The organism is Campylobacter ureolyticus (assembly GCF_013372225.1).
Taxonomy (GTDB): domain Bacteria; phylum Campylobacterota; class Campylobacteria; order Campylobacterales; family Campylobacteraceae; genus Campylobacter_B; species Campylobacter_B ureolyticus.
The window spans coordinates 1,090,507-1,106,852 of sequence record NZ_CP053832.1 but is presented as its reverse complement, the minus strand read 5'-3'; the positions used below and the strand labels follow the sequence as shown (position 1 = coordinate 1,106,852).

The 16,346-nt window shown below is 31.2% G+C and carries 17 protein-coding genes; all 17 read left to right on the top strand.

All coding sequences use genetic code 11. The features are described 5' to 3' along the window. Positions 1-55 precede the first annotated feature (55 nt). The 17 genes from CURT_RS05535 (at position 56) to CURT_RS05455 (ending at position 16,214) form a co-directional block, all read left to right on the top strand. The gene (locus CURT_RS05535; protein ID WP_018713748.1) at positions 56-4,720 is read left to right on the top strand and encodes a hypothetical protein; all 4,665 of its coding nucleotides are present in this window, start codon (positions 56-58) and stop codon (positions 4,718-4,720) included. Beyond that, entirely contained in the window at positions 4,717-5,607 is an 891-nt protein-coding gene (locus CURT_RS05530; RefSeq protein ID WP_018713747.1) for a hypothetical protein, read from the top strand. Before CURT_RS05535 ends, CURT_RS05530 begins: the two co-directional genes overlap by 4 nt. Continuing rightward, on the top strand, positions 5,604-6,872 hold the full coding sequence (locus CURT_RS05525; RefSeq protein WP_143297701.1) for a hypothetical protein: 1,269 nt from the start codon (positions 5,604-5,606) through the stop codon (positions 6,870-6,872). Before CURT_RS05530 ends, CURT_RS05525 begins: the two co-directional genes overlap by 4 nt. Before the next feature lie 18 nt (positions 6,873-6,890). Further along, positions 6,891-8,093, top strand: coding sequence for a hypothetical protein (locus tag CURT_RS05520; protein ID WP_018713745.1), 1,203 nt, complete (start codon positions 6,891-6,893; stop codon positions 8,091-8,093). Positions 8,094-8,134: 41 nt separating this feature from the next. Beyond that, positions 8,135-8,437 carry a hypothetical protein gene (locus CURT_RS05515; protein ID WP_154646922.1) on the top strand — a complete coding sequence of 101 codons (303 nt, stop codon included), beginning with the start codon at positions 8,135-8,137 and terminating at the stop codon, positions 8,435-8,437. A 16-nt stretch (positions 8,438-8,453) separates the two neighbouring features. Beyond that, positions 8,454-8,603 carry a hypothetical protein gene (locus CURT_RS05510; protein ID WP_018713743.1) on the top strand — a complete coding sequence of 50 codons (150 nt, stop codon included), beginning with the start codon at positions 8,454-8,456 and terminating at the stop codon, positions 8,601-8,603. Next, on the top strand, positions 8,596-8,952 hold the full coding sequence (locus CURT_RS05505; protein ID WP_018713742.1) for a hypothetical protein: 357 nt from the start codon (positions 8,596-8,598) through the stop codon (positions 8,950-8,952). The genes CURT_RS05510 and CURT_RS05505 overlap by 8 nt, the downstream gene beginning before the upstream one ends. After that, positions 8,945-9,112 carry an anaerobic ribonucleoside-triphosphate reductase gene (locus CURT_RS05500; protein WP_026320356.1) on the top strand — a complete coding sequence of 56 codons (168 nt, stop codon included), beginning with the start codon at positions 8,945-8,947 and terminating at the stop codon, positions 9,110-9,112. Before CURT_RS05505 ends, CURT_RS05500 begins: the two co-directional genes overlap by 8 nt. Beyond that, on the top strand, positions 9,109-9,663 hold the full coding sequence (locus CURT_RS05495; protein WP_018713740.1) for a putative peptidoglycan-binding domain-containing protein: 555 nt from the start codon (positions 9,109-9,111) through the stop codon (positions 9,661-9,663). Before CURT_RS05500 ends, CURT_RS05495 begins: the two co-directional genes overlap by 4 nt. A 54-nt stretch (positions 9,664-9,717) precedes the next feature. Further along, positions 9,718-10,833: an AAA family ATPase gene (locus CURT_RS05490; RefSeq protein ID WP_018713739.1), complete on the top strand. Its 1,116-nt coding sequence runs from the start codon at positions 9,718-9,720 to the stop codon at positions 10,831-10,833. After that, positions 10,826-11,425 (top strand): RloB domain-containing protein, encoded by a 600-nt coding sequence (locus CURT_RS05485; protein WP_018713738.1) that lies wholly within the window; start codon positions 10,826-10,828, stop codon positions 11,423-11,425. Before CURT_RS05490 ends, CURT_RS05485 begins: the two co-directional genes overlap by 8 nt. Before the next feature lie 78 nt (positions 11,426-11,503). Beyond that, positions 11,504-12,583, top strand: a complete 1,080-nt coding sequence (locus CURT_RS05480; protein WP_018713737.1) for a phage tail sheath protein — start codon at positions 11,504-11,506, stop codon at positions 12,581-12,583. 1 nt (position 12,584) lies between these two features. Further along, positions 12,585-13,091, top strand: coding sequence for a phage major tail tube protein (locus CURT_RS05475; RefSeq protein ID WP_018713736.1), 507 nt, complete (start codon positions 12,585-12,587; stop codon positions 13,089-13,091). Between the two features lie 9 nt (positions 13,092-13,100). Further along, positions 13,101-13,358 (top strand): hypothetical protein, encoded by a 258-nt coding sequence (locus CURT_RS05470; RefSeq protein WP_018713735.1) that lies wholly within the window; start codon positions 13,101-13,103, stop codon positions 13,356-13,358. A 341-nt stretch (positions 13,359-13,699) separates the two neighbouring features. After that, the gene (locus CURT_RS05465; RefSeq protein ID WP_018713733.1) at positions 13,700-15,667 is read left to right on the top strand and encodes a phage tail tape measure protein; all 1,968 of its coding nucleotides are present in this window, start codon (positions 13,700-13,702) and stop codon (positions 15,665-15,667) included. Beyond that, a complete protein-coding gene (locus tag CURT_RS05460) occupies positions 15,646-15,954 on the top strand; it encodes a hypothetical protein (RefSeq protein WP_018713732.1) in 309 nt (102 codons plus the stop codon). The genes CURT_RS05465 and CURT_RS05460 overlap by 22 nt, the downstream gene beginning before the upstream one ends. After that, the gene (locus CURT_RS05455; RefSeq protein ID WP_018713731.1) at positions 15,954-16,214 is read left to right on the top strand and encodes a hypothetical protein; all 261 of its coding nucleotides are present in this window, start codon (positions 15,954-15,956) and stop codon (positions 16,212-16,214) included. Before CURT_RS05460 ends, CURT_RS05455 begins: the two co-directional genes overlap by 1 nt. The last annotated feature ends 132 nt before the right edge of the window (positions 16,215-16,346 follow it).

Genomic DNA, 16,346 nt, shown 5'->3' with positions numbered 1-16,346 from the left:
TATCCTTTCTTAGTTTTATTAATTATATCACATTTAAACATAAAAAAGGTTTAGTATGGGCATAGGTGTAGTAAAATCAAAAATTGAAGTTGATGCAAGACAAGGAGTTGCTGGGATAAATGCTTTTAAAGGTGGTTTGCTTAGCCTCAGTAAAGTAAGCGAGCAAACAAGAAAAAGCATTGACTTATTGGCTCATAGCACTCAAGCATTAAGTGGGGCAATTAAAACTGCAAATTGGATAAAAGACCACTCAAAACAACTAATTGAGGCAAATGTAAACTATGAAAGACTTCAAGTTCAACTAACTGGATTAATTGCTACAAACACTAAAAACATTGATAGTATGGGTAAGATGTTAGATGCCTCTACAAAGTGGGCATTATCCACAAAAGAAGCAGATAGAGTTTTAGCAAAATTAAATGAAACAAATTTAAAAACCAAATTTAGCCTTAATGAAGTGGCTGCTGCTTTTTCTATGTTTTATGCAACTGCAAGTAATCAAGGAAGTAGGGATGATGCATTAAAAGCTTTTGATAGTATAGCTTTGGCAGCTCAAGCAGTTGGCAAAAATATGCGTGATTTGGTGCCAATGTTTGATAGCTTAGCAACTGGAACTGTTATAGCAAGTTCTGAAATGGGTTCATTTATGAAAATGGTAGGACTAACCAACGAAGAGCTTAAAAAAGCTAATCAAAATGGTGAAGTATTTACGCTTATATCAGAAAAACTTGCAAAATACAAAGATTTAAGCAATGAAGCGGCCAAAGGCTATGACATTGCAATGGGAAATTTAAAAAACTCTATAAATGAGTTAAATAAAGAGCTTGGAAAGCCTATTTTTGAAGCCTACATAAAAGGGCTAAATAGTTTTTCCAAGCTTTTAGATAAAAACAAAGACTTAATAGTAGTATATTATAAAGAACTAGCCAGCGTAGCAAAAGCAGGTTTAGTTGCTTATACTTCTTTTAAGACTATGACAATCGGAGCTTATGCTTTAAACAAGGCTATTGTTTTAATAAATAATATTGCTTTGCCTGATTATACTATCAAAAACGGTGTAGCAACAGTAGCAACATCACGCCTAACCAGTGCTGTAGCTTCTCTAAAAATGGCGTTTAAGACATTTCTACCAGTTGCAGTCATAACAAGCTTGTTTGAATACTATTCAACCATGAAAGAGATTAAAAATGCAACTAAAGATAGCCGTATTGAGATATCAAATTGGCAACTTTATACAACAGAGGCAGTTCAAAAAGTAAAAACTGCACTAGAGCTTTCAGTTAATGGCTGGAAGCTTTATTTTGTGAGTTTAGGTGAGTTTTTTGCTGGTGTTTGTAATTTAGTAGCCTCAAAAGCAGATAATTTGCTTAGTTATTTCACAAACAAATTCAACTCATTTATGGCTGAGATGACAAGATTTTCAAACTTTATCAGTGGGTTAGTTGGTCTTAAGCCAGTTGAAAGCTTTAAAATAAATAGAGATGGTTTCAAAGGCTCTTTTGATAATGAGGTTGAGTTTTATAGAAAAAAAAGAGAAGAAATCACAAGACAAAACGATGAACTTTTAAAGTCCATTGCCACAAATCAAACAAAAGCTTTGATTGATGCTCATAATAAAGAAGTTGATAACCGTAAAAAAACCAACAAAGAAGTTGCCAATTTAGTCGATGAAAACAGCAAATTCATAGCCGAAAAATCACTTAAAACCTTTAAAGATTTTTCAAGCCAAAGGTTAAAATACCTTATTGAATACTACGAAAAATCAGGCAAATATCAAGAGGCGTGGGCTTTAAAAGAACGTGAGCTTTTAAAAGAGTTTAAACGCATAAATTTAGATAAAAAAACAGCTGATGCGATAGTTAAATTTAGAAAAAAAGAGTATTTAGACAGCTTTGTAAAAGAAAGTAAAATGAGTTTTAATGAGATAAAAGACAGTTGGAGCGAGACTATCTTATCTATGGCAAAAGCTGTTGAGGATAACTTTTTTAACTTTTTTACAGGCAAAATAAGAAGCTTTAAAGATATGTTTAAAAAGCTTAAAAATGATCTTGTAAGTGCATTTATAAGTCCATATGCAAAAGAGGTTAGTAGTGGGCTTGGCTCATTTTTTGCTAGTATTTTTGGACAAAACACAAATAAAGCAAGTGTCTCAAAAATGGCAACTTCTTTAGGTCTTACACTAGCAAATGGCGTTTATGCAGGTGAAGTAAATGGTGTGAGTGTAAAAATGGATAGTGCAGGAAATATCATGCAAGGTTCATCTGCATTTGATGGAGCAAAAAACATCTTAAGTCTTGCATCAAATTTAAACACAGTCAATAAGCTTTTTAGTGGAAATACTGGCATAATAGAAACTTTTAAAAATCTTGGCTCATCTTTGCAAGGTGGAGTTACGAAGATTTTTGATATTAATACCTATAAAAATCTTTTTTCAAATTTTCAAGGGAATTTGTTTGGAAGCATAAGTGGTGTTTTTGGAGATATTGCAGGATATAGTTATAAACTTTTTGGAAATGCTGCACTAAGTGGGGCAATTGCAAATTTTGGTACTAACTTTAGCTCAGCCTTAACACTTGGTGGGCATATTGGAAGTGGCTTTAGTGCCGGGCTTGGAACGGTTGCAGGAGCTTCGCTTTTAGGATATGGTGGTGGAAAGCTCATAGGCGGTCTTGGTGATAAGCTTTTTGGAGCTGAAACATATGCAGGAAAATACGGTTCCATTGCAGGTCTTGCAGGTGGTGCAGTCGGTGGACTTGGTGCAAGTTTAGGTGCATTTGGAAGTTTTGCAGGACCTATCGGGGCTGGAGTTGGTGCAGTTTTAGGTGCAATAATTGGTGGATTTCGTGGAAAAACTAAGATAAAAGATAGTGGAATTCAAGCTTTTAATGATTTTTTAATCACCCAAAACGGCTTAGAAGGTAACGAGATTAAAAACTTTGTTGATAAGCAAAAGAAAAGCTGGTTTAAGAAAAAAAGATGGACAACGTATTCAAACATCACTAAAAAGCAAAGAGATGAGATAAACGCACTTTTTTCATCAGTTTATGACATCGTAGCTCAAAATGGTGGGAATTTAGACTTTTTGAAAGTTAAAGCTGGGAAATGGAGCAAGGGTGAGGGCTTTACTGATGTTGGCGTAAAAACTGCTGTTGTTAGAGCTATGATGCAAGACTTAAATGTTGATAGCTTTGCTAGTAAGTGGAAAGACCTAAAAAGCGTGATACAAGGCGTTGGCGAAGCTGGAGCTTATAGAAATGAGATTAAAAACTTAAGCTTTAATAACCCAGTCATGCAAGCTAAAAATCAAATGGATTCTTTAAATAAAGCCTTAACCTTTGGACTTAAATCAAAGACAAATTTAGATAAATTTAAAGGTGCTATTGATGAAATTGGCGAACTTAGTGCTAAAGAGTTTTTAAAAATTTATAATGAAAGCTTAAAAAAAGATTTCACTCCTGATAATCTTGAAGTTTGGAAAAAACTAACCAAGACTTTTAAAGACGCAACAAATGCAGCCAAAGCTTATACAAAAACCATAATTGAATATTCAAAAAACATTTACTCTTTAATGGGTGCGTATTTTGGCTCAGTTGGTAAAAAAAGTGATTTTACACCTAAGATTTTAGATGAGCAATTAAGTGCTATAAAAACAGCTTTAAAATACGACTTAAAGCCTGATGAAACAAAAGCTTTAAAAGATTTTAGCTTTGAAAGTATAAATGAGTTTTTTTCAAAACTTGATGATAAGGGGTTAAGAGCCTTTTTGGAAAATGGAGATTATGAGCTTAGAAGTACTCTTTTAGGCTTAGCGACAGAATATAATGAGTTTTTAAAGCAAACTACGCTTAATGCCATAAAGGCACTTGATGAGCTACAAAAAAGTTTTTTTATAAGCGTTAAAAGAAGTTTTGAACTAAATTTAAGCATCTTAGAAAAACAACTTAATATCATAAAAAACCTTGAAAATCAAAGCAATAAACTAAATAGCGATGTTTTTAAACAAAGCAATAGCCAAAAATATTTTTATAATCTTGATTTAGAAAGTGCAAAAGCTGAGTATAAAAAAGGAAATTTTGATAGTGATATTTTTAACACTTTAATAAATAGCTCAAACAACTACGCAAAAAGGCTTCTTGATAGCTCAACTTCATTTGAAAAATACAGCTATGAGATGCTTAAAATGGCGGGTGAGCTTGAGAGTGTAGGTGGGGGTGATAAAGAAAGTGTTGAGCTTAAAATTTCGCAAATAAAAGAGCTTTTAAATCTAGGTAATCAAAACATTGAAAGTGCAAAAAAAGAGCTTTTAAGAGTAAATGAAACAGCATCAAACCAACTAAGCGCCCTTAAAAATCTTTTAGGCAAAGATAGTGCTTTATTTAAAGGCTTAAGGGCTATTTACAACGCAACTATCAGCCTAAAGCCAAAAGAAGCTAAACAAAAACTTGATGAACTAAGCTTAACACCTTTTGCAAACGGTGGTATTGTAACAGCTCCAACAAATGCACTAATTGGCGAAGCTGGATATCCAGAAGCTGTAATTCCTCTAAAAGATGGTAAAGGCTTAAAAATAGACACATCAGGGGCATTTGAAAGACTATATAATAAATTTGATGCCGTAGAAAAGCTTGTTATAGCACTTTTAATGAACTCAAATAACTCATTAAGAATTTTAAGAAGTGCTGATAGTGGTGAGGGACTTCTCATAAAGGATAACAAATGACAATTATCACGCCTACTAAATTTACCCACATATCAAACACCTTTATTGATGAGAATTTGCCTAAATTTAGCCTTAAAGCTACATACAACACAGGTGATGAGGTTATTTATGAAAATAATATTTATAAATGTGTTAAGGATGGCGTTACAAATTTAAACCCTGTAAAGTCACCAAAAGAATGGGTTTTAATGGGTGCTACAAACAAGTATAAATTTATGGATAAATACATCACCAGCCAAAGTAAAAGTGATGAAACAGTAGAAATTTTAATAAAAGTTGATGAGAGTATCGACACAATTGCCTTATTTAACCTAAATGCTGCAAGATGCGAAATAATAGGACTTGATAATGATGAAAATATCAAATTTATAAAAGAAATAAACCTAACTTATAAAAAAAGTAGAAGTTGGTGGGAGTATTTCTTTGGTAAGTTTTATTACAAAGCTGATGGGGTTATAAACTTAGATCAGCCATTTTATGGAAATATCAAAATCAAGCTTTATAAAAATAAATTTGGTGCATCTTTAGGTCATCTTTTGGTTGGAAGCAAATATCACTTAGGCGCTACGATTTATAGCCCTAAAATTGGTATTTTGGACTATTCAAAGGTGGTGGCTAATGACTTTGGTGATAAAGAGCTTTTTAAGGGTAAAAATGCCAAATATGCAGATTTAGGCGTGGCTATAAAAAACATTAATGTCGATGAGGTTAGAAAAAAGCTAAGCGTTGTAGCTGGAACTTTGGCTTTATTTATAGGTGATGAAAGAGACTATGGTTTTGATAGTTTAAATATTTATGGATTTTATAAAGATTTTAATATTTTAATAGACAGTGGTGGGATGAATGAATACTCAATCTGCCAAATTTCAATAGAAGGAGTTGTTTGATGAAGTTAGTGCCTGATAGTATAGTTTATGCCATAGAAAGCACTTTGGCAAAAACAGCAAGTGTGATAAAGGGAAATTTGTATTTAAAGCTAAGTGATTGGGATTTAGCAAGAGTATTTTTTGAAAGGGTTAAAAAACTAAGTCCTATACCAACACCTCCAACTACAAAAGACCCTGCAAATTTTGATGAAAGAGCAGATATATTTTTGGCATCTTTACCAAATTTACAGATTGAGTTAAATGAAATGATAGATGAGTTAAATAAAATAAGCGCAGACAACATCATCATAAACAATAATTTAAGTGCTATAAATTTAGACTTTAAGCCAAATTTGGAAAAAGCTAAAGAGTATATAAATGATATGCTTATAAAAATTGAGCTTTTAAGAAATGATTATGAGAAAAACACAGCTGTTTTAGCAGGAGATAACTACACATACTCAAAAGAGTATTTAGATGATATGTTTAGCAAATGTGTCCATGTCTTAAACCATTACACTAAATTTGAAATAGATACGATTTTAAAAGACAAAGAGGAGAAAAATAAAGAGCTTTTTTATCTTAAAAGCCAAATCGATGAGATGCTAAAAACCAAAGTAAATGCCGATGAGATATTTAAAAAAGCTGAAATTTACACAAAAAAAGAAATAGATGAAAAGCTTAGCAAAAAAGCAAACAGCGGCGATTCTTATAAAAAAGCTGAAACATATAGTATAAATGAGCTATATACAAAAAAACAGATAGATGAAAAAATAAAAGAAGTTAATGCTTATAAAAAAGCTGAAAGCGATAAACGGTTTTTGGGCATAAATGCTAAAGCAAAAGATAGTGACAAGCTTGATGGCTTAGATAGCTCAGCGTTTGCAAGAGCTAGTGAAATTTATTCAAAAAAAGAGTCTGATTCTAGGTATGTTTTAAGTAACTCGACTATCTTGCCATTTGGTGCAAAAGCTGTAGTTCTTGTAAACGCAGGGGTGGTTGTAAAAAACATCGGTTGCGAAGTGGCTCAAACTACAAAAAAATTTGGAAGGTTTACTTATACGATGACAAATATAAAGCTTAGTTTTGCACCCTCAAGTGTTTTTTCATACCTAACGCATACAAATGAAAAAACTGTTGGTTACACTCAAGGCGGAGAAAGGAAAGACTCTGAGCCAATAACAGTAACTGAATTAAAAGTGCTTGCTTTAACCAAAGAAAACAATAAAACCTATTCTTTTGTTAAAAGTGGTGATGTTAATGGTGTGAGTTATTTTTTTAAATAATTTTTAAAAGGAGAAAATATGGCAATTAACATAGGAAGAGTTGGGATTGTAAATTACCCAGTTTGGCAAGAAAACAAAGAGTATGAAACACTTGATAGGGTAAAAGTTGAAAACATAGGTATTTTTAGCTGCTTAAAAGACCATATCGCGACTTCTAAAAACAAGCCATTGGGTGATAGTGAGTTTTGGATGTGTGAGATAGATTTTGCTGATATTAACAAAATTCACACTGCCTTAAATGAAGCAACAGAAAATATTTACTCAAAAGAAGATATCGCAGTTGAGCATATAGCAGAAAAAAGAAACGAGGCTATTTCTTTGATTAAGACAAAAAAAGAGGATTTAGAAGCTTTTTTAAATGGCGAAAAGGAAAACATCAAAACTCAAATTTCAAATTTAAACACTTTTTCAAATATTTTTAAATCTCAAACTTATACCTATAAACCTTTACAAAAGATAAAAGAAGAGGGCTTTTTGGAAGATAATGTAGTGGCCAAACTAAACGAAGATGGGCTATATGATGTAGGCGGTGCTTTGATAAGCAAACAAGAGTATGAAGCTAGAAAAAATATAAGCAACTTTTTAAAAAATTATGAATTCTATATAAAAGAATATCGCCAAGGCATTGACTGGAATTCAAAAATATATAGAGAAATGTGGGTTAAGCTTCCAACTCAAACTATAAAATATATCCCAAAATACGGCGATATTTTATATTCTGAATATGGTGCTTTTGAAATTAATGAAGGTAATGCCACAGTTTTTATAAAAGATGATGAAAGGTTTAGCGTATATAGACTTATAAAAGGATGCTTATATCCATTTATATATACAAAAACAATGGCAGAGTATTTAAAAAATAGTATTGAATTTGAAATTATGAGTTTTGAAAAATACAATGACTACGCCCAAAAAACACTAAAAGTAAGCACAAATAAAGATAGTAACGGTTTTTACCAAGAAGAATATGATTACGCTGATGAGGTGCAATCTGTATTTTTTCCTATGGACTATTCAAGTTATACAGGCTCTGGGGCATTGGATAAAAACGGAATTATTGTAAGTAAATTTAAAATGTTTGGCAATGTATCTGCTATAGAAGATGTCTCTAGAAGATTAGAGCATAAAGAATATAGCAACGAGATTGTTTTTGTGCTTCATATGATAGATGCAAGCATATGTGAAATAAGCTTTAGTTATACTATAAGCGAGGGTTCATGAGAGCTTTATTTAACGCCATAATAATTTTTTACATTCTCTTTATGAGTGGATATATTTTAAATCAAAACAGGAAAATAAAAATTTTACAAAATGAAAATTTGATTTTAAAAGATGATTTGATAAAAGCAAATGCCAATTATAAATATATCTCAAAAGAATTTAAAAAAACTATTGAAATTTTGACTGTTTATGAGGCAAATAAAACAGCAAACGAGAGTGAAATAAAAAGGCAAAAAGATGAAATTTATAAGAAAAAAGATGATAATAAAACAATCAATCCTATCATCTATGATAGTGTGCAGTTTGTCTCTCGCAGGTTGTGGAGCGAGGCAACCACAAATTAGATATGAAAGAGTTAAAGTGCCTGAAATCTTTCTAACGCCTGTATTAGTGCAAGAAAGAGAAGTAAAAACGAACACTGATGTTGCAATCTTTTTAATTGATTTAGAATTTGGCTTAGAGCAGTGCAACAACAGACTAAAAATGGTAAAAAGGCTAAATGATGAATGAAAAAATGATAGATAGCACTACTAAATTTGTTTTAAGTGTAGATGAGTGGAACTCTCAAGCTGTAATGTTTGTATGTGTTGTAATTATAATTATAGTTGTGTTTTTTTATACAAGAGTGTTTACAAAAAACATTGAAAAAAACCAAGATAAGCTAATTGATGTAATAAACAAAAACTCACAAAGCAACACAGAGTTAAGCAAAAGCATAGAACTTCAAAACAGAACAAATTTAGAGACTTTAAATCGCCTTGATAAAGGTATAAACGAAAGTTTAAAAATGCACGAGATAACCCATAACGGTTTAAGCGATTTAAAAAAAATTGTAAGTAAGAGATTTAATGATGAATAAAGATGAAATTTTAGAAAAAAATAAAGACAAAAGAACTAAATGCATAGTTTATACTCGTTGTATGGGATACCATAGACCAGTTGAAAGCTTTAATGTCGGTAAAAAGGGCGAACATAACGAAAGAATTAAATTTATTGAGCCTTGTGGTGGGTGTAAATGAGTTTTAAAAAAAGCTTTGATGAGATGCTAGGTCTTGAGTTTGGATCGCCGTATAATGCCCTGCATAAAAACAAGGGTGAGGGTGGATATACATTTATGGGTATTTATGAGGGGGCTCATCCAAGTTGGAGTGGTTGGGAGATAGTTTATCGCACATTAGAGCTTTATAAAGACCTTAGAAAAGCTAGTTATGAGTGTTATCAAAATGTATTTTTAACGGATTTAGTAAAAGAGTTTTATAAGCTTAATTTTTGGGATAGATTAAGGCTTGATGAGATTAAAAGTGATAGAATTGCTGATTTAATCTTTAAATTTGCAGTTAATGTTGGCATAAAAAGAGCTGTAAGATACGCTCAAATGATAGTAAATGTAAAGCTTGATAGCATAATTGGAAATAATACAATAAGTGCTTTAAATACCCTTGATAGCAAATACTTTGAAGAAAGATATAAAACCGAGTTTATAAAGTTTTATGAAGGATTGGCAAAAAGAAATCCAAATAAATACAATGTTTTTCTAAAAGGGTGGCTAAACAGGATTAAAAGGAGTTAAAGAAAATAATTGCTATAATATAAACGAAAAAATCGTTTATGTTTTGGAGTTAAAATGTTAAAGTCTTTTTGTGTTAGTGGGTATAGATCCATAAGAGATAAAATTTCTATAGATTTAAAAACAAAAAAATATCAAAAAATTAAAAATACCAGATATGAATCTAGTTATTTTGATAACTCTTTATCTAAAATAGCCGTATTTTTTGGTAAAAATGCAACAGGTAAAACAAATATCATAGAAGCTTTAATGGATTTATGTGGAATCATACAAAAAGGAACAGACTTTAAAGAAGTAGCTAAGAATTTAAACTACAAAAGCGATGAGATATCATTTATGATAGAATTATGCAGTGATAAAGACAGCTATATTTATGAAATTGTTTTTAATGAAGAAAAAATCTTAAAAGAGAGCTTTAAGGAAAACAACACCACTATATATTGCTTTGAAAAAGACAAATTAGACTATAAAAACAATGAATTAGCAGATGTTAAGCCAACATCTACAACATTTTTAGAGATTTTAAAAAATACCTCAGAAAAAAGAATTTTAAACTTTTTAAAACTAATTTATGAATTCTACTATACAGAATATGCAGATCTAATAACCAATGTTCCAAGAGAAAAAAACTTCTTATTCCCTTTTAGTAAATTTAATAAAGATACTTTTGAAAACAATAAGGATATTGTTTTAGAAGTTTTGTCTTTTGTAGATGATAGTATAAGCGGTTTTGAGTTTAAAGATAATGGGAGTGATAATTTTACTCTTACTTTAAAAAGGCGTGAGGAATTAGATAAAAAAAGCAATGAGGTTGATTTTGCATTTGAAAATGAGAGCAAAGGAGTTATAAAAATAATATTTTTACTATCAAGCATAATAAATGCCTATAAAAATGGCGGTGTTTGTATCTTTGATGAACTTGATAGCTCCATAAGTGTGTCATCTCTTATATATTTTATAAATGGTTTTATAAATACAGATGAAAACAAAGCACAATTTATTTTTACTTCTCATAATGTTTTGATATTTGATAGAAATATCTTACACCCTAATCAAATTTTTATTATCAAAAAAGAGGACTTAGGCACTAAGGTATCTTGCCTTAATGATTTTGAGTTAAGAAACGATAAGAAAAAAGCATATTTAAACTACTTAAGGGGTGATTATGAGTAAGATAAAGCCTAGAAGAAAGATAGTTGTTATAACAGAGGGGCAAACAGAAGAAAACTATCTAAGAGGCTTTTGTAGTGAATATTTAAGTAGTGATTTTTCATTTGAGTTTATAAACTCAAAAAGTGGAAATTATAGTGCTATTAATAAAAAAATAAAAAAATATCAAGGAACTGAACAAATTATATTTGTAGTGGCTGATTTGGATAGACTAGATGATAAAAAAGAGTTTCAATCATTTGAAAAAATGATAAAAACCTTAACCTATGTAAATGATTTTTGTAATATTTTTTTAAGTTATAGAAATTTTGAAACTTTCTTATTGGCACATTTTTTACCAAAATCAACAAATTTAGTTAATGCTTTACATAAAAATGGCACTGATGATATTAAAAATGATAAAGATATCTATAATTGCATAAAAAGAAATAATGGTTGCTATGAAAACACTATTAAAAATTTAAATCAAAATAATATCTGCTATAAAAAAACAAATAAAAATTTCCCAAAATTAGATAAAACAAAAATAACACTTACCCAATCTAGCCTTATAAACTTAAAATCATATTATGAGTTTATCAAATCAAGTTATTAAATTTATTATAAAAATACCCTGTATAACTAAAACCATATAAGTGCTAAAATCTTTCCATAAAACCAAAAAGGAGAGAAAATGGCAAGCAAGTATGGTGTAAATATCGAAATGTATAACGGCTCACTAAATCCATATGAAATAGACAACAAAAGACCCATTGCAATTGTTGGTGATGATGACTCGCTAACAGATGGACTTCATATCTATTCAAATGTTGAAAATGCACTTAAAGAAGTCAAAACAGGAACTTTGAAAAATGCATTAGAGGATTTAAAAGCTGCAGGCATCCACACACAAGTAATTCTTTCAGTTTTTAAAAAAGGCGCTGATAACACAAAATGCCTTGAAGCAATTGAGCTTTTGAAAAAAGCAGAAGCATTTGTTCAAGCAAAACCAAAATTCATAATTGCACCAGAGTATAACGATAAAGGTGTTTATGAAAAACTTAAACAACTTGGTGAGTATTTAAGAGCAGTATATGCTATAGAAGTAGATGCGACTGATGAGACAACAGCACTTAAAGAAGTTAAAGAACTTCAAACAAAAACAGCAATTATCTCATATCAAAAAGTAGTTAGAGTAGATGAGGTAGTAAGGCCCGCAAGTGTGTTTTTAATCGCTCTTTATGCAAAGGTTATGAGTGAGACTGAGTATGGTTTTTCTCAAACTTATTCAAACAGGGTTATACCTGGAATTATAGGCGTTCAAGACAAGGTAGAGTTTATCCAAGGTGTTGATTGCGAAGCTGATAGGCTAAGAGATGCAGGAATAACTGTGATAATCGGCGATGATGGTTTAAGAGCTTGGGGAGGGGAAACAAGAGATGAGGACTTTTCTTCGCTTCATACTTATGTTATTTTTTATACCGCCATAGATACGATTTTTGAAGCTCAAAAAAGAGCAATTGACAAAAGAATGAGAGATGTGCTTAAAAATATGGTTGATAGCCTTGAAGCCTTTTACCGCCGCTTAGTTGCAAATAATGTAGTAGTTGGCTTTTTGGTAACAATTCCAAAAGAATTAAACGACAATCAAGTCATAGCTGAGGGTAAAGTCTATATCAAGCACGAAGTTCAAGAAATGCCACTACTTAAAAACATTACAAATAGAATTTATAGAGTAGATGCATACTCACAAGTATTAATACAGGAGTTATAAAATGATAAGAAATGCAGTAACAGCTCAAGCAGTAACCGGTGGAAACCTTTTTGTTGATGGTATTGGTATGTTTGGTGAGCTTACAAATTTTGAGCCACCAGCTTTTGAACATGAAACAGTAGAGACTTCATCACAAATTGGAAAATACGAGCATGTTTTACCGACCTTAAAGCCACTTAGTGCTAGTTTTACGGTAAATAAAGTAGATAAAATTTATTTTGGTCTTTTAGATACCACAAAACCACAAAAAATTTATATCAAAAACAACCTTTCATCAATGAATGGCAAAGAAACAGGTATCGTTGTAACCTTTGAGGGTAATATCAAGGTATTAAACGCTCCAAAATTTGAGATGAATAGCGAAGCGGAAGTAAGCTTTGAGATGAGTGCAACAGTTGTGAAGTATGAAATAGATGGCGAAACTTCACTTCTTTATGATGTTGTCAATTCATTTTATGAAGTTAATGGCAAAGATATCTATGAACCGATTAGAAAAAATATTTTATAAGGATAGAAAATGCTTAAAAAAATAGAACTTGAAAAAATAGAGCATATTTTTAGCGATGGTCAAAGAGTTGTATTAAACGCACCAACATTAGCTCAAGTAAGAAAAGCAAATAATAAAAATGATGATTTTGATAAGCTTACTAGCATTTTAGTAGATATGAGTAATGGTGCAATGGATGAGGTTTTTATAAATGCTTTGCCAATTAGTGAAGTAACAAAACTAAATCAAGTTGTAGCTAAATTTATAACCTTTGATGAAAAAAACTAAGGCAGGGCATAGCCTTAATCGGCTACGCCCTACATTTTACTCATAGCGATATTATAAATTTTACTTTTAATGAGTTTGTGGATTATTATGAGATGTCAAAAGAGTTATCAAAGTTTAGGATTTAAAGCTTGGTGTTTGGGTGGTGTTGGCTTTTTGTATTTATGCCCTTTGTCAGATGTAAAAAAGCTATAAAAAATTATTAAAAGTTTGATGAAGAACATGTATGCTATTAAACATATCACCAAAAAAACTGAAATTAAAAACACAATGGCAACTATGCTACTAATCATTACAGCTCCTTTAAAATTTGATAATACTATTATATCACAAAAAGGTAAAACATGGCAAAAGCAACTTTAACCTTTGGAATGGATTTAAGCGAGTTTAATACCGCTTTTAATAAGATAAATCGCCAAACAAGTAATCTAAGTCAAAGTCTTGGGCGTGGATTACAAGATGCAATGAGTTCATATAAGAATGGACTGAGTGATTTAAAGCTAGGGTTTAAAAATGATAAAACCTTAGCTCAGCTTGATGAATTAAAGCACAAAATTAAAGCCACTACCAAAGCAAAGCTTGATCTAGATATAAGTGAAGCTAAAAACAAACTCAAAGGACTAGTGGGAAATATCCTAGCAACCATTGGAGCAGTCAAGGGTATGGCAGCACCAATAAGTTCTGCAATTGGTTTTGAAGAGTCGATGGCTGATGTTAGAAAAGTTGTTGATTTTGATAGCAAAGAAGAGCTTACAAGCTTTGGCAATGAGATAAAAAAACTAAGTCGTGAAATTCCAATGAGTATGAATGAACTTGCCGCTATAACAGCAAGTGGAGGTCAGCTTGGAATTGCTAAAAAAGATTTGTTAGAATTTACAGAAGTTGCTTCAAAAATGGGTGTGGCTTTTGATATCACAGCTAGTGAAGCAGGTGATAGCATGGGAAAACTTATGGATATTTTTAACACAGATATTAAAGGAGTTACCAAGCTTGGTGATGCAATAAACTATCTAAGTGATAATTCCGCATCAAAAGCAGCTGAAGTTGTTGAGGTTTTAAAAAGAATAGGTGGTGCCTCTCAAGCTGTTGGTATAACCTCACAACAAGCTGCTGCTTTATCAGCAGCCTTTTTAAGCCTTGGTAAAACTCCAGAACTTGCCGCAACCTCTTCAAGAACTCTTTTGTTGCAGCTAAAAAACATAAGTTCAGCAACTCCAAAAGCAAAAAAAGCATTAAAAAGTCTTGGAATTGGAGTTGGTGAGTTAGAAAAAGCAATGAGTAAAAACCCACAAGAAGCTATTTTAAAGTTTTTACAAACAGTTAAAACTATGCCAAATAAAAACAAACAACTAGAGGTTTTGACAGATATTTTTGGTAGAGGGTTTTCATCTGATATTGCACTTTTGGTAAATGGACTTGATACTTATAAAGATACTTTGAAAAATGTAGCTAATGAAACAGACTATTTAGGTTCAATGACAAAAGAGTTTAAAAACAAAAGTGATACAACAGCTAATAATTTACAGCTTTTAAAAAATAGCTTTTATGAAATCGGTGTAAATATCGGAAGTGTGTTTTTACCTTTTTTGAATAAGGCTGTAAATTTTATAAAAGAAATTACTTCTAAAATAGCTGATTTTGCTATAAAATTTCCAAATTTAATTATAGCTTTTGGTTCTGTTGCAGGTGGACTAGCCACACTGAATGCCGGCTTTCTTATTTTTAAAGTTGTAGGCTCTGCTACAACAATTGTTTTAAATTCTTTTAGAATTTCTCTTTTAGCATTGCCACTTACAATAAAAACTACAAGTAGTGGAATTTTAAAACTAACTACTTGCTTTACTACATTAAAGCTTCAATCAGCCTTAGCCTTAGGTGGTATAAAAACTGTGATGAAAGGCATAGCTACAAGCATAATAACTGGCTTAAAAGCTGGTCTAGAGCCAACAATAACTGCTTTTAAAAATGGCTTTGGTGGGATATTTGAAGCTTTAAGAAGCGCTAAAGATATTTTGGTTTCATTTTTTAGTCTTTTTTCAAGGGGGCAAAAAGCAAAAGATGAGCTAAATGGTATAAAAGAAGCGGGGGTTGATTTTGGAACTAGCTTTGGTAAGGCTTTATCAATCCTTTTATATCCACTTGAAGCACTATCAAATATCTTTAATGCCATTGGGTTAATTATTGATATTATTGCACTTAAGGGAGCAAATTTTGCAGAGGGCTTTACAAATAGTATTAAAAATATGTGTGAAGATATAAAAGCCTTTTTTAAGCCTTTATTTGATTTCATATGGCAGGATTTGACAGCATAACAAGTGCTTATAACAGTATAGTAAATATTCCATCAAATTTAGCAAGTGGAGCTAAGGGGTTATGGAGTGGAACAAAAGAGTTTTTCGGATTTGGTAGTGATGAGCAAAACACAAAAGGAGCTATAAAAGAGGTAGTAGCAAGCAATCAAAACTATATAGACAACAAATCAACAAGGCAAATTACAGACAACAAAGTAATAAACATAAGTATGCAAGGACCAAATGCAACGCCTGAAAGCGTGGCAACTGCAATAAGAAATAATTCATATGCTTTTGGTGGTGACTGATGATAGTAGTGCAAATTGATAAATATTTTTTCATGGTTAAAAACAACATTGAGGGACTTCAAAAAAAGCTAAGTGTGAATTTAAACAAGCAAGATACATTAACAAAGCCAGTTTATACTCATATAGGTGGCTATAGTGAAGAGGTAAGTTTTAGTGCTAAAATTCTACTTCCAGATATAAAGTTTTTTATCGGTTTTGAAAAAATGGTAAAAGAGGCAAAGCCAGTTAGAATAAATAGCTTTGATATGCTGTTTTTTTAAAAGAATTTTTATAACAAATTACGAAGTTGAGGTTGGAAACTTTGTTAAAAGTCATCTGTTTTCTACGCTTTATTACACAAAAGATATAAAAATAAGTGGTGTTATAATGATGATGAGGAAAAAAATGATTTT

Bases quoted from the DNA above. Each gene is read 5' to 3' on its own strand.
- CURT_RS05470 (WP_018713735.1), top strand. From the start codon at position 13,101: ATGCTTAAAAAAATAGAACTTGAAAAAATAGAGCATATTTTTAGCGAT.
- CURT_RS05475 (WP_018713736.1), top strand. From the start codon at position 12,585: ATGATAAGAAATGCAGTAACAGCTCAAGCAGTAACCGGTGGAAACCTT.
- CURT_RS05485 (WP_018713738.1), top strand. From the start codon at position 10,826: ATGAGTAAGATAAAGCCTAGAAGAAAGATAGTTGTTATAACAGAGGGG.
- CURT_RS05535 (WP_018713748.1), top strand. From the start codon at position 56: ATGGGCATAGGTGTAGTAAAATCAAAAATTGAAGTTGATGCAAGACAA.
- CURT_RS05490 (WP_018713739.1), top strand. From the start codon at position 9,718: ATGTTAAAGTCTTTTTGTGTTAGTGGGTATAGATCCATAAGAGATAAA.
- CURT_RS05515 (WP_154646922.1), top strand. From the start codon at position 8,135: ATGAGTGGATATATTTTAAATCAAAACAGGAAAATAAAAATTTTACAA.
- CURT_RS05520 (WP_018713745.1), top strand. From the start codon at position 6,891: ATGGCAATTAACATAGGAAGAGTTGGGATTGTAAATTACCCAGTTTGG.
- CURT_RS05460 (WP_018713732.1), top strand. From the start codon at position 15,646: ATGGCAGGATTTGACAGCATAACAAGTGCTTATAACAGTATAGTAAAT.
- CURT_RS05530 (WP_018713747.1), top strand. From the start codon at position 4,717: ATGACAATTATCACGCCTACTAAATTTACCCACATATCAAACACCTTT.
- CURT_RS05505 (WP_018713742.1), top strand. From the start codon at position 8,596: ATGAATGAAAAAATGATAGATAGCACTACTAAATTTGTTTTAAGTGTA.
- CURT_RS05465 (WP_018713733.1), top strand. From the start codon at position 13,700: ATGGCAAAAGCAACTTTAACCTTTGGAATGGATTTAAGCGAGTTTAAT.
- CURT_RS05500 (WP_026320356.1), top strand. From the start codon at position 8,945: ATGAATAAAGATGAAATTTTAGAAAAAAATAAAGACAAAAGAACTAAA.
- CURT_RS05455 (WP_018713731.1), top strand. From the start codon at position 15,954: ATGATAGTAGTGCAAATTGATAAATATTTTTTCATGGTTAAAAACAAC.
- CURT_RS05480 (WP_018713737.1), top strand. From the start codon at position 11,504: ATGGCAAGCAAGTATGGTGTAAATATCGAAATGTATAACGGCTCACTA.
- CURT_RS05495 (WP_018713740.1), top strand. From the start codon at position 9,109: ATGAGTTTTAAAAAAAGCTTTGATGAGATGCTAGGTCTTGAGTTTGGA.